Annotated in this window: 10 protein-coding genes; 7 read left to right on the top strand and 3 right to left on the bottom strand. The window is 69.5% G+C overall.

What is annotated here, in order from left to right:
• The first annotated feature begins 2 nt into the window (after window positions 1-2).
• The 4 genes from E0H73_RS18010 (at window position 3) to E0H73_RS17995 (ending at window position 5,603) form a co-directional block, all read left to right on the top strand.
• Window positions 3-134: a SapB/AmfS family lanthipeptide gene (locus E0H73_RS18010; protein ID WP_131357278.1), complete on the top strand. Its 132-nt coding sequence runs from the start codon at window positions 3-5 to the stop codon at window positions 132-134.
• 86 nt (window positions 135-220) lie between these two features.
• Window positions 221-2,224: a prolyl oligopeptidase family serine peptidase gene (locus E0H73_RS18005; protein WP_202867436.1), complete on the top strand. Its 2,004-nt coding sequence runs from the start codon at window positions 221-223 to the stop codon at window positions 2,222-2,224.
• Entirely contained in the window at window positions 2,221-3,894 is a 1,674-nt protein-coding gene (locus E0H73_RS18000) for an ABC transporter ATP-binding protein (protein ID WP_131357275.1), read from the top strand. The genes E0H73_RS18005 and E0H73_RS18000 overlap by 4 nt, the downstream gene beginning before the upstream one ends.
• Window positions 3,891-5,603 carry an ATP-binding cassette domain-containing protein gene (locus E0H73_RS17995; RefSeq protein WP_131357273.1) on the top strand — a complete coding sequence of 571 codons (1,713 nt, stop codon included), beginning with the start codon at window positions 3,891-3,893 and terminating at the stop codon, window positions 5,601-5,603. Before E0H73_RS18000 ends, E0H73_RS17995 begins: the two co-directional genes overlap by 4 nt.
• Here E0H73_RS17995 and E0H73_RS17990 read toward each other — a convergent pair.
• The gene (locus tag E0H73_RS17990; RefSeq protein WP_131357270.1) at window positions 5,582-6,184 is read right to left on the bottom strand and encodes a response regulator transcription factor; all 603 of its coding nucleotides are present in this window, start codon (window positions 6,182-6,184) and stop codon (window positions 5,582-5,584) included. The genes E0H73_RS17995 and E0H73_RS17990 overlap by 22 nt on opposite strands.
• A gap of 214 nt (window positions 6,185-6,398) precedes the next feature.
• Between E0H73_RS17990 and E0H73_RS17985 the strand changes: the two genes are divergently transcribed.
• Window positions 6,399-6,857 (top strand): PGPGW domain-containing protein, encoded by a 459-nt coding sequence (locus E0H73_RS17985; RefSeq protein ID WP_131357266.1) that lies wholly within the window; start codon window positions 6,399-6,401, stop codon window positions 6,855-6,857.
• Here E0H73_RS17985 and E0H73_RS17980 read toward each other — a convergent pair.
• Window positions 6,776-8,023, bottom strand: a complete 1,248-nt coding sequence (locus tag E0H73_RS17980) for an FAD-dependent monooxygenase (RefSeq protein WP_131357263.1) — start codon at window positions 8,021-8,023, stop codon at window positions 6,776-6,778. The two genes, E0H73_RS17985 and E0H73_RS17980, sit on opposite strands and share 82 nt — an antisense overlap.
• Before the next feature lie 88 nt (window positions 8,024-8,111).
• On the opposite strand from E0H73_RS17980, the gene E0H73_RS17975 reads away from it, so the two are divergent.
• Window positions 8,112-8,801 (top strand): TetR/AcrR family transcriptional regulator, encoded by a 690-nt coding sequence (locus E0H73_RS17975; RefSeq protein WP_131357260.1) that lies wholly within the window; start codon window positions 8,112-8,114, stop codon window positions 8,799-8,801.
• On the opposite strand, the gene E0H73_RS17970 is transcribed toward E0H73_RS17975, so the two are convergent.
• Window positions 8,782-9,678: an AraC family transcriptional regulator gene (locus E0H73_RS17970; RefSeq protein WP_131357257.1), complete on the bottom strand. Its 897-nt coding sequence runs from the start codon at window positions 9,676-9,678 to the stop codon at window positions 8,782-8,784. The genes E0H73_RS17975 and E0H73_RS17970 overlap by 20 nt on opposite strands.
• Window positions 9,679-9,859: 181 nt before the next feature.
• On the opposite strand from E0H73_RS17970, the gene E0H73_RS17965 reads away from it, so the two are divergent.
• Complete coding sequence (locus E0H73_RS17965) at window positions 9,860-12,646, top strand: family 78 glycoside hydrolase catalytic domain (protein ID WP_131357254.1); 2,787 nt, start codon at window positions 9,860-9,862, stop codon at window positions 12,644-12,646.
• The last annotated feature ends 40 nt before the right edge of the window (window positions 12,647-12,686 follow it).

Genomic DNA, 12,686 nt, shown 5'->3' with positions numbered 1-12,686 from the left:
ACATGGCACTTCTCGACCTGCAAGGTCTCCAGGCCCCCGGCGGTCACGGTGGTGGCGGCGGTGGAAGCACGCTGACCATTCTCGGCTGCGGCTCGCAGACGCCCAGCAACCTCAGCCTGCTCCTGTGTCACTGATCGGCAAGCAGAGGTTCGACGCTCTGGACGGGATGCCTTTCCCGTCCAGAGCTGAGCCTGGTCACCGGCGAAGGAAGGAGGGCCTGGTGCAAAGCCTCGGCCTCAGCTATCCCGCGGCCGACCGCCGGCCGGTCGTCGACCTGCTGCACGGTCATGCCGTCGCCGATCCGTACCGCTGGCTCGAGGACGCGACTGCTCCGGAGACCGTCCGCTGGCAGGCCGCACAGGACGAGCTCTGGCTGAACCACGCCGCCGAGCTGACCGAACGCTACCGTTTGCGTGCCCGGGTCGCTGCGCTCAGCGGCGTCGGCATGGTGAGTGCCCCGATGTGGCGTGGCAGGCGGCACTTCTTCCTGCGCCGGACCGCGCGACAAGACCATCCGATCCTGTACGTCGTCCACCCACAGCAGGACGCCCAGGCGCTGATCGACCCGACGGAGCTCGATCCGGCCGGCAACACGACTCTCGATCACTGGCAGCCGTCGCCGGACGGCCGTCTGCTGGCCTTCCAGCTCTCCCGTGGCGGCACGGAGGACTCCACGCTCTACGTCATGGACACCTGTACCGGCACGGTGGTGGACGGTCCGATCGACCGGTGCCGCTACTCCCCCGTGGCCTGGCTCCCCGACGGGCAGTCCCTCTACTTCGTCCGCTCAGGACAGGTTCAGCTCCACCGGATAGGCCGCTGCGATGATGTGCGGGTCTTCACACGCGAGGCATCGTACGGACTGGAGATCAGCACGGACGGTCGGTGGCTGACGGTCTCCGCGGCGAACGGCGCCCGGAACGACGTCTGGCTCGTGGACGTGTCGGTCCCGGACAAGCCCGAGCCGGTCGTCGCGCAGCAGGGAGTGGACGCGCGGAGCGCCGTGATGGTCCACGGCGGACGGCTGTACGCCGTCACCACCCTGGGTGCACCGGCAGGCCGGATCTGCGTCGGCAATCCCAGCCGGCCCGGGTTCGCGGACTGGACGGAGCTGGTCGCCGAGGATCGCGATGCACCCTTGACGGACGTGGCCGTGCTCGACGGACCGCAGCGACCGCTCCTTCTCGTCGCAAGGACCCGGCACACGCTCGCGGAGCTCGCCATCCACGACCTGCACACCGGTGAGCGGCTCGGTGACGTGCCCTTGCCCGGACTCGGCACGATCGGTTCCCTGACCACCCGTCCGGAGGGCGGTCACGAGGTCTGGTTCAGCTACACCGACAGCCTGACTCCTGGGGCGGTGTACAGGTACGACGCCCGGACCCGCGAGACCACGCTCTGGGCCGCGCCGCCGGGCATGGTCGACGGACCGCGCGCGGAAACGCGACAGCTCGTCTACCGGTCCGGCGACGGCACCCCGGTCCGGATGCTCGTGCTCGCACGGCCGGGTGCGAGTGGGCCGCGGCCGACTGTCCTGTACGGCTATGGCGGATTCGGGCAGCCGTTGACGCCGTCCTACTCCGCCTTCAGCCTCGCCTGGGTCGAGTCCGGCGGCGTGTTCGTCACCGCCCAGCTGCGCGGCGGTGGTGAGGAAGGCGATGAGTGGCACCGTGCGGGCAGCGGGCAGTCCAAGCAGAACGTGTTCGACGACTTCGTCGCCGCGGCCGAGACGCTGATCGCGGACGGATGGACGACGCCCGGGCAGCTGGGCATCTGTGGTGAGTCGAACGGCGGACTGCTGGTCGGCGCGGCGCTGACCCAACGGCCGGAGCTGTTCGCCGCGGCCGTCTGCTCGGCGCCCGTGCTGGACATGTTGCGGTACCAGTACAGCGGACTCGGCGCGGCGTGGATCCCTGAGTACGGGTCAGCCACTGATCCCGGCGACTTCGAGCACCTGCTGGCCTACTCGCCGTACCATCATGTTGCTGATGGCAAGGAGTATCCGGCGGTCCTGTTCACGGTCTTCGGCGGTGACACCCGCGTCGACCCGCTGCACGCACGCAAGATGTGCGCTGCCTTGCAGCACGCGTCAGCCGGCTCGCGGCCGATCCTGGTCCGCCTCGATCAGGACAGCGGGCATGGCGCGTCGGCGGTCAGCCGGGGCGTTGCCCTCGCCGCGGACATGCTCGCTTTCCTGGGCGCTCACACCGGGCTGACGCGATGAGCGCGCACAGCACCGCCGGCTTCACTTTCGGCGCCGTGGTACGGCGCGGCCGTGGCTGGTTGCCGCTCATCGCGCTGTCCGCTCTGCTCGGTAGCGCGGTCACGCTCGCGCTGCCGGCGGTCCTCGGCCGTGCCGTCGATGCCATTGCCTCAGGCACCGATGTGAACCGCTGGCTGACGCTGGCCTGCGTACTCGTCGGCCTGGCCGTCGCCGGCGCGCTGGCGGACGCCTTCGCCGGTACGGCGTGTGTCGCGGGGACGACCGCTTGGCTACGGCATCGTCTCGTCCGGAGCGTCCTCGCAGGCGGACCGGAAGGGACGCGGCGGTGGGACAGCGGCGACCTCGTCAGCCGGGTGTCCGGCAGCGCGAGTGATGCGGCCCAGGCCGGGCCGGCCACGGTCACAGCGGTGGCCGCCGCAGTGCCACCGGTCGGCAGCTTGGTCCTGCTCGCGCTCATCGACCCGTGGCTGGCGGTCGCGTTCTTCGGCGGCGTGCTGCTGGTGATCGTGGTGCTGTGGATCTTCGCCCGGCGTACCGCCGAGATCAGCGTCGCCTATCAGGAGACGCAAAGCCGTCTCGCCGCGCTGCTGACCGAAGCCATCGACGGAATCCGTACGATCGCCGCAGCGGGCACGGTCGACCAGGAGGAACGCCGCGTCCTCGAGCCACTGCCCGACCTGCACCGCCACGGCTTGCAGACGTGGCGCGTGCTGGCCCGTTCCGGCGCTCAAGCCGCTCTGGTCGGGCCGTTCATCCTGGTCGCTGTCCTGGCGATCGGTGGTCTCCAACTGGTTGCCGGCCGGATCACGGCGGGTGAATTGTTCGCCGCGGCACAGTACGCAGTGATAGGTGCTGGACTCGGCGGGCTGACCGGCATCATCGGGGAGCTCGCCCGGGCCCAGGCCGGCGTTCGCCGGAGTGCGGAGATCCTGTCCGTCGAACCGATCGAGTACGGAAGCCTGCGGCTGCCCCCCGGACCCGGCCGGCTCGTCTACGACGAGGTCAGCGTGACCGCCGACGGCTTCACACTCCTCGACCGGGTCGACCTCGATCTGCCGGGCGGAGCCGCGATCGCGGTGGTCGGACCGAACGGCGCCGGCAAGTCGGTGCTGGCCGCACTCGCCGCGCGGCTGCGTGACCCCGATGCCGGGTTCGTGCGGCTCGACGGCGTACCGCTGCGAGCCTTGCGACGATCGGTCCTGCGGCGCGCTGTCGGCTGTGCGTTCGAGCGCCCCGTCCTGATCGGCCGTTCGGTCGAGGAGGCGATCTCGTCCGGTCAGATCACTCCGGTCCGGACGCTCGCCGCCGCACGCGCGACGCAGGCGCACCACTACGCCAGCCGTCTCCCCGACGGCTATCACACTCCGTTGCCTGAGGCACCGATGTCCGGCGGGGAGGCGCAGCGTCTCGGCCTGGCGCGGGCATGGCACGCTGAGCGCCTGCTGGTACTCGACGACGCCACGTCCAGCCTCGACACGGCGACCGAGATGCTGATCAGCCGGACCCTCACCGGCGACAGCCTGCACCGGACCCGGTTGATCGTCACACACCGCGTCGCCACCGCGGCCAGGGCCGACCTGGTCGTGTGGCTGGACCACGGCCGGGTCCGGGCGGTCGGTCCGCACTCCCGGCTGTGGCAGGACGCGTCCTACCGGGAGATCTTCGGATGAGACGCGAACTGGCGTTCGGGGCGGCTGCGCTGAGGCGGCGGCCGACGTTGCTGCTCGCCGCGTGGTCCGTTCCGGAGATCCTGCCGACGGCTGCGTACGGAATCGCCGTCGCCCACGCGACGGACGCCTTCCTCGGCGGACGATCCGGAGCGGGACTCTGCTGGCTGGCCGGACTCGTCGCGGCCGCCGGGCTGGGTGCCGTCGGCGCCCGCCAGGTGTACCGGCGACTCGGTGAGCTGGTCGAGCCCTTCCGCGACGAACTGGTCCGCCTGGTCGTGGGCGGCGCACTCCGGCGCGGCGTCGCCGGGCAGCGTACCGATGGGGCACTGTCCCGGATGAACCGTCAGGTCGAGATCGTCCGTGACACGTACGCCGGTCTGATCCTGGTGACGCGCACGTTCGCGGTCACCGTGGTCGGGGTGGTGACAGGCCTGCTGTCGCTCGCCCCGATCATCGCGCTGCTCGTGGTCCCGCCCTTCCTGCTCGGGTTCGCCGCGTCGCTCGCGATCCTCGGGACGGCCGCGCAGCGGGTCGCGGCGTCCTTGTCGGCCGACGAGCACCTGACGACGGCCGCGGGTACGGCGTTCGCCGGGGTGCGCGACATCACCTCGGCCGGCGCCGAGGACTTCGCCGCGGACCTGGTCGGCGAACCGATCGATGCCCATGCGGCCGCCGAGAGAGCACTGGCCAAGGTCGCCGCTCTGCGCACGCTCTGCTTCGCCATCGGCGGCTGGCTGCCGCTGCTGGTTCTGCTGGCGACCGGGCCCTGGCTGATCGGCCGCGGTATCAGCACGGGAACCCTGCTCGGTGGGCTCACCTATGTGCTGCTCGGCCTGCAGCCGGCCTTGAACACCGTCATGGCCGCCCTGGGTGACAGTGGACTGCGCTTCGTCGTCACGCTCGGACGGATTCTCGACAGCGGGCCTCCGGCCCGGCGGCAGCTGCCCGCAGTCGTACCGCGCGGTCACCAGGTCCGGCTGCACAAGGTGTCCTTCACGTACGGCGCTCACGCGGAGCCGGTGTTGCGCGCCCTGGATCTCGTGGTGCCGGACGGTGACCACCTGGCGGTCGTCGGCCCGAGTGGAATCGGGAAGTCGACTCTGGCCGGCCTCGTCTGCGGACTCCTGCCTCCGACCGAAGGAAGGGTGCTGGTCGGCAGGGTCGCACCTGGGGAACTCTCCGCCGAACTGCTGGCACGGACCCGCGTTCTGATCCCACAGGAGGCCTACGTCTTCTCCGGCACGGTGGCAGACAACCTCACGTACCTGGCGCCGCACGCCACCGCACAGCAGCTCGAGCAGGCGATCGAGGCGGTCGGCGCCGCGGCGCTGGTCGCGCGGCTGGGCGGCACCCGCGCGATGCTTCGCCCGGCCCAGCTCTCGGCCGGTGAGCGTCAACTGGTCGCCCTCGCCCGGGCCTATCTGTCCCCGGCACCGCTGGCCGTCCTCGACGAAGCGACCTGTCACCTTGATCCGGAGGCAGAGCGAAGGGCCGAGGAAGCCTTCGCCGCCCGCCCTGGTTCCTTGATCGTGGTCGCCCACCGGATCAGCTCCGCCCTGCGCGCACACCGGATCCTCGTCCTCGACGGCAAGGAGGCGTCTTTGGGGCGGCACACCACTCTGGTGCGCACCTCGGAGCTCTACCGCGACCTCCTCGGCCACTGGCAGCCGCCGCACGACCGGGAGGATCAGATCCAGCCCGCTTCCTGAGCCTTCAGGACCGCCTCGATCCGGCTGCGCGCGCCGACCTTGGCCAGGATGTGCGACAGGTAGTTGCGGACCGTGCCCGAGCTCAGGTTGAGTCGGTGCGCGATCTCCTGGCCGGTGGCACCGGTCGACACCAGCCGCAGCACCTCCTGCTCGCGCCCGGTGAGTGGATTGGGCTCTGCGCGCAACGCGGCAAGCGCCACGACAGGATCGATCACCGGCTCGCCCTTGGCCACACTTCGTACCGCCTCGACCAGTTCGGCCGTCGAGGCGTCCGTCGCGATGAACCCGATCCTCGGCGCCAGCCGCGCGAACTCCAGGCAGGTCCGGCTGACCGCGTCGCGGTCGATCAGGATCAGCAGGCCCGTACCTGGCCGCGGCTCGCAGAGCCCGGCGCTGACCAACTCGTCCGCCAGCGACGCGTCGAGGACCACCACGTCCGGCTTCGTCCGTGCCACAGCGGCCACGACGCCCTGCGCCGACTCGACCTCGGCCGGCACCTCCAGATTTTCTTCCTGTGACATCACGGTCGCCAACGCCCCGCGCAGCAGCGCGCCGTGATGCCCGAGAACGACTCGGATCATGCCCCCAGCCCCCCATGGCTCGGACACCCAATTTGGAGACCGGCTGGTCACGAAAAGTGCCGGTCACGCCCCGATCGGTGACGCCAGTGTGAGGCGATCGGGTCGCAATGTCACGACTTCGAACGGTTGATCTCTCGCCGCCCGGTTCGCGCAATCGCTTGCCCCAGGTCGCAGCTGCGCCGTCCCGGCACCTCCCACCACGTAGGCTGGGTCTGTGGCCGAGCAGAAGACTCCCGACCGCACTGATCACAACATCACGCTGGACGCTGACGACGACCGGTGGGAGTGGCGGCGGCGCATCCGGGCGAACCCGACGAAGCATCTCGTCTACCGGATCGGCGTGGGCGTGGTCGGCGGGTTGCTGCTCATCGCCGCGCCGCTGACCGGATGGTTGCCGGGACCGGGCGGGATCCCCTTGTTCATCGCGGGTCTCGCCGTACTCGCGAGCGAGTTCGAGTGGGCCCAGCGGGTGCTTTACAAGGTCAAGGACTGGGTCAAGGCGCTCACCGCCTGGACCGGTAAGCAGCCGGCCTGGCTGAAGATGCTCGGCACCATCGCGCTGTTCATCTGCGTACTGATCGCGATCTGGCTCTACCTGGCGGTCCTGGGCGTGCCTGGCTGGTTCCCGGACCCCTGGGAGAGGTTCCTGGCGAGGCTGCCGCTGCTGCCCTGATCGAGCACCGGGTACGCCGGCAGATCGATCAGGTTGCTGATCTTCTGAGCCATCTTGAGCATCTGGTTCATGAAGAACTTCGTGTTCAGAATCCTGTTTCGCGCAGTGATCCCGAGCTGCGTCGCCGGGGCAAGGAACTGACCGGTCCGGCTGCCGTCCTGCGTGGTCTGCACCGCCTTCCGCAGCCGCGCTTCGTACCGCGAGAACGCCGCTCGGTAGTCGCCGCGAGACTCTGCCAGCTCCCCCGCCAGCACGTACGCGCCGATCACCGCCGTACTTGTGCCCAGCGCACCGAACGTCGCGCCGTACCCAGCGTCGCCGAGCAGCACCACCCGGCCGGTCGACCAGCTGTCCACGTGCACCCGGCTGATCGAGTCGAAGTACAGCTCCGTTGCCGCGGGCAACGCGTCGAGCATCCACGGTACGTGCCAGCCGACGTCCTCGAAGTGCTCGCGGACGATGGCCTTCTGCTCGTCCAGGTTGCGCCGGTGGTAGCTGAGCTGCGGTGACTTGAAGACGAACAGCGTCTGCACCAGCGCCGGGTCACGCCGGTCCGCACCGACGCTCGCCAGCTTCCCGGGCACGTTGTACTGCAGTGCGTCGCCGCTGATCCCCATCGTGTTCGGCGCCTCCCACCCGGCAACGTAGTAACCGAGATGCCGCTCGGTCACCTGCTCCGGCGCGAACGCGAGCCGCCGTACGACCGAGTGCATGCCGTCCGCCCCCACGACCACGTCGTACGTCTCCTCCAATCCACTCTCGAACCGCACATCGACCCCGCCCGAATGCTCGCGCAGGCTCGCGATCGAGTCACCGAACCGGTACGACGCCTGTCCGCGGCTGTGCTCGTAGAACACCCGGGACAGGTCGGCCCGCAGTACTTCGAGCTCGCCGCCGGCGAACTCCTCCGGCATCCGCATCAACTGCCGGCCGTCCTCGTCGACGAACCGCATCGCGGTGCCGCCGGTCTGCAGCGCCCGCAGATCTGGCAGCACGCCCATCTTGTCCAGGACGACCTTGTTCACCTCACCGCGGAAGTCCACGGCGTACCCACCCTGCCGCAACGCCGGCGCGACCTCGACCACGGTCACCTCGTGACCGGACCGGCCCAGCCAGAGCGCCACCGACGGGCCCGCGACGCTCGCACCCGACACCAGAACCTTCATCTGTCTGCCTCCATCATCGTTAACTGTGTCCGTCGGACACAGTAAAGTGTATGGTAGACACAGTTCAAGCGCTTTGGGAAGGAAGGCGATGACGGAACTCCTCTGGGGGCGGCAGCAGCCGCCGAGCCGCGGGCCGAAACCGGCGATGACGCTGACCGGTATCGCGGAGGCGGCGATCCGGATCGCGGATGCCGAGGGCCTCGACGCGGTCTCCATGCAGCGCGTGGCCGACGACCTGCCGGTCACCAAAATGGCGCTCTATCGCTACGTGCCCGGCAAGACCGAGCTGGTCGCGGTGATGAGCGACCTGGCCATGGGCGAACCACCCGAGCATCCCGGGCTGTCCTGGCGCGAGGCGTTGCACGCGTGGTCGATGGACCTGTTCGACGGCTTCAACCGCCATCCGTGGCTACTGCTGTCCACCGTCGGACGCCGCCCCGTCGGGCCGAACGAGGCCGCCTGGCTCGATCGGGGCGTGCAGGCCCTGACCGACTCCGGCCTGAACGGCACTGAGCAACTCGACTCGATCCTGGTCCTGTCCGGCCACATCCGCACCATCGCTCTGCAGACCGCCACCATGCCCGGCGGCCGGCAAGGTCTCACCGAGGAGTCCTTCACCGCTGCCTTCGCCGGGATCCTCGCCGCCGAGGCGGACCGGTTCCCGAGCCTCGTCGCCGCACTGCACACCCCGAGCGGTCAGGAGAACCAGGGACTCGAGTTCGGTCTCGCCCGCATCCTCGACGGCCTCGACCTCCTGATCAGCGCAAGGAATGCGTGAGCCTCGGCTGATTGAAACGTTGCCGATACGTGCTTGCGCTGAGGCCGTAGTGGGACTTGAACCGCCGGGCGAAGTAATTCTGATCCGGCCACCCGACCGCCTCACCGATCCGGGCGATCGGCAGGTCCGTGTGCAGCAGTTGAACGGCCGCGAGCTCGACCCGATGCCGGGACAGGTACGCCATCGGCGGCATCCCGGTCGCGGACTTGAACAACCGGACCAGATACCCCGGCGCCAGGTGCAACTCCTGCGCCAGATCGGTCAGCGTCCACGGCCGCGCCGGCTCCGCCTCCATCATCCGCATCGCAGCCAGTACGGCGGGATGCGTCTGCCGGCCGAGCTCGTCGCGTTCGCCGACGGTCCGCGCGACACAACTCAGGTACAGCGACAGCCACCCGATCAGATCACCGCGATGCCGGCGCATCGACTGGTTGCGTAGCTGCCGCAGGCCGTCCAGATGACCGAGCGCCTCGGCGAGTGTCTCGTCGTCGAGGTGCGTGCTCAGCACTCCACGTCGCTGCGCGGAGAAAGGTCCAGTCCACAACAGATAACCCAGCAAGGGATCCTCGCGCGTCCAGGCCAGTTCGCGCTGAACCAGGTCGGCCGAGAAGCAGCAGTTGTAGACCTCGAGCGAACGGCATCGCTCGTACTCGTGCCACACGCCCGGTCGCAGCACCACCACGTCGCCGACGCGCAGGTCCTGACGCCCGGCCTGGCTGTGGTGAACCCCTTCACCGCCTGTCACCAACGCCAGCTCGAAGAAGCTGTGCGTGTGCAGTGGATGGCAGTCCTCGTGCACATGCGGACCTGCGTGCACGATCGTCCCTTCGACGAAGTGCAGCAGTGTCCCTTTGGTCCTCACTGGCTCGTCGGCCATGCCTCACGATACGGGCCAAGGTGCATTTTGTGCTAGCGCGAGTGCACTCCGGGCTAGCCCCCGGCGGCGATCGGTCGCAGGATCGGGGGACAGGCGAAACCTCTCCGCCATCAATCCGTAACGCAGCGAGCCGCTTCGCCACAGCACCCAATGAATCGTTTCACTCGCCGGTTGGAGTCTTATGTCGAACCTCGCCGCACCCACCTTCCTCCGTTTCGAGCACCGCACCGACGCCGGCTCCGTGCTGGGCATCGGTACGGCGACCCCACGGCTGTCGTGGCAGATCCCGACCGCGGACGCCGCGTACGCGCAGACGGCGTACGAGGTCGAGATCACCACCGGCTCGGCGCAGGTGTACACGGTCCAGTCCCCCGACCAGGTGCTGGTCCCGTGGCCCGGTGACCCGCTCGCGGCGCGGCAGTCGGCGCAGGTCCGGGTGCGAGTGCGTGGGAACGACGAGTGGAGCGACTGGAGCGAGGCCGCGACGGTCGAGGCCGGTTTGCTCACGTCGGCCGACTGGAGCGCGCGCTTCGTCAGCCCGCGAGGCAACAGCTACGGCTCCCCCGCTCCCCTGCTGAGCGGCGTCGCCGAGCTGCCCGACGGCATCGTCAAGGCCCGCCTCTACGCCACCGCGCAGGGCATCTACCTGCCGGAGCTCAATGGCGAACGTGTCGGCGACGAGGAGCTGGCCCCGGGCTGGACGGCGTACCAGCAGCGGCTCCGCTATCAGACCTACGACGTGACCAGCCTGGTGCGGTCCGGCGAGAACCGCCTCGAGTTCCTGGTCGGAAACGGCTGGTACCGCGGCCGGCTCGGTTTCCACGGCCAGAACTCCCTGTACGGCGACCGTCTCGCCGTACTCGCCCAGCTCGAGGTCACGACCGAGGACGGGCAGGTTCACACGTTCGGCAGCGACGACACCTGGACCGCCCGCGAAAGCGCCGTCGTCGCCGACGATCTGTACGACGGCCAGCGCACGGACCTCCGTCGGACGCCCGGCGACGCCAGCGCAGTCGACGTACTCGACGCCGACCTCAACCTCCTGGTCGCACCCGACGGCCCGCCGGTCCGCATCACCGAGATCGTGCCCGCGGTCGAGATCACGAGCTCGCCGACGGGCAAGACGCTGGTCGACTTCGGCCAGAACGTCGTCGGCCGGATCCGCCTCAAGGTCCGCGGCGGCACGGCCGGTGACGAGATCGTCCTGCGGCACGCCGAGGTCCTCGAGAACGGCGAGCTCGGCGTACGCCCACTGCGGACCGCGAAGGCCACCGACTCGTACGTCCTGGCCGGGCCGGACGCAGTCACGCTCGACTCGCCGCTCACCTTCCACGGCTTCCGGTACGCCGAGGTCACCGGCGTCAGTGAACTCCGGCTCGACGACCTCGAGGCTGTCGTCGTGGGCTCGGACCTGCGCCGCACCGGCTGGTTCGACTCGTCGCACAAGCTGCTCAACCGCTTCCACGAGAACGTCGTCTGGGGCATGCGCGGCAACTTCGTCGACGTACCGACCGACTGCCCGCAGCGCGACGAGCGGCTCGGCTGGACCGGTGACATCCAGGTCTTCTCCCCCACCGCGAGTTTCCTGTTCGACACCGCCGGCTTCCTCACCAACTGGCTGGCCGACCTGGCCGCCGAGCAGCAGAAGGACGGCTCGGTGCCGTTCGTGATCCCGGACGTGCTCAAGCACAACGGCCCGGCCACGGCCGCATGGGGTGACGCGGCAACGATCGTGCCGTGGGTGATCTACGAGCGCACCGGCGACGCGGGTCTGCTGGCCCGCCAGTTGCCGAGCATGCGTGCCTGGGTCGACAAAATGGCGAACCTGGCCGGCAGTGACCTGCTCTGGTCCGGCGGCTTCCAGTTCGGCGACTGGCTCGACCCGACCGCGCCGCCGGACAACCCGTTCCGGGCGAAGGCCGACCCCGACGTCATCGCCACCGCACACCTGGCCCGCTCGGCCGAGGTCGTTGCCAAGGCCGCGGAGGTTGTCGGTGACTCGGACCTGGCCGGCGAGTATGCCGACCTGGCCGCACGGGTCCGGCAGTCGTTCGCAGCGGAGTACGCCACCGAAGGCGGTCGCGTACTGAGCGACGCGGCAACGACGTACGCACTAGCCCTGCAGTGGGCTCTGCTGCCCACGGACGCACAGCGTCAACGTGCCGGCGAACGTCTCGCCGACCTCGTCCGTACGTCGGGCTTCCGGATCAGCACCGGATTCGTCGGTACGCCGCTGATGGCCGACGCACTGGCCGATTCCGGACATCCTGACCTCGCGTACCGCCTCCTGCTACAGACAGGCTGCCCCTCTTGGCTGTACGCAGTGACGATGGGAGCCACGACGGTCTGGGAACGCTGGGACAGCATGTTGCCCGACGGCAGCATCAACCCCGGCCAGATGACCTCGTTCAACCACTACGCCCTCGGTGCCGTCGCCGACTGGATGCACCGCCGGGTCGCGGGTCTTGCCCCGGGCGATCCGGGGTACCGGACGATCGTGGTACGCCCGCTGTTCTCCTCGCACCTCACGAGCGTCTCCGCCAAGCACCTCACCCCGTACGGCGAGGCCGCGGTCTCGTGGACGCGAGCCGACGGCCGGATCACGCTGACAGTCACCGTCCCGGTCGGCGCCCGCGCACAGGTCGCCGTACCCGGTGCGGACGAGCAGGTCGAGGTCGGCCACGGGACCCACGAGTGGACCGGCGACGACACGTACGCCGCAATGCCGGCACTGCCCGCGGATGCGAGCATCCGGCAACTGATGGACCACGAGCCGAGCTGGGACGAGATCTCCGCGGCGGCCCGGGAGAACGAGGTCGTCACCGACGACGCCGAACTGGCCGGCCGGCTGGAGCGGTACCTCGACCAGCCCGCGACCCAACTGGTCGAAGCCATTAGCCCGCGCGGCTTCTCCCCCCGCGCCGAAGCACTTCAGGCCCGGCTCGAAACCCTTCTCGACAACAACTGACCAACCACCTGGACGACTCCGCCCCGCTGCAGATGCCCTG

Origin of the sequence: Kribbella pittospori (assembly GCF_004331465.1) — a bacterium.
Lineage (GTDB): Bacteria > Actinomycetota > Actinomycetes > Propionibacteriales > Kribbellaceae > Kribbella > Kribbella pittospori.
This window is presented reverse-complemented; position numbering and strand designations above follow the sequence as displayed.

Coding starts and splice junctions, on each gene's coding strand:
- E0H73_RS17975 (WP_131357260.1), top strand. CDS start 8,112: ATGACGGAACTCCTCTGGGGGCGGCAGCAGCCGCCGAGCCGCGGGCCG.
- E0H73_RS18000 (WP_131357275.1), top strand. CDS start 2,221: ATGAGCGCGCACAGCACCGCCGGCTTCACTTTCGGCGCCGTGGTACGG.
- E0H73_RS18010 (WP_131357278.1), top strand. CDS start 3: ATGGCACTTCTCGACCTGCAAGGTCTCCAGGCCCCCGGCGGTCACGGT.
- E0H73_RS17980 (WP_131357263.1), bottom strand. CDS start 8,023: ATGAAGGTTCTGGTGTCGGGTGCGAGCGTCGCGGGCCCGTCGGTGGCG.
- E0H73_RS17970 (WP_131357257.1), bottom strand. CDS start 9,678: ATGGCCGACGAGCCAGTGAGGACCAAAGGGACACTGCTGCACTTCGTC.
- E0H73_RS17995 (WP_131357273.1), top strand. CDS start 3,891: ATGAGACGCGAACTGGCGTTCGGGGCGGCTGCGCTGAGGCGGCGGCCG.
- E0H73_RS17990 (WP_131357270.1), bottom strand. CDS start 6,184: ATGATCCGAGTCGTTCTCGGGCATCACGGCGCGCTGCTGCGCGGGGCG.
- E0H73_RS17965 (WP_131357254.1), top strand. CDS start 9,860: ATGTCGAACCTCGCCGCACCCACCTTCCTCCGTTTCGAGCACCGCACC.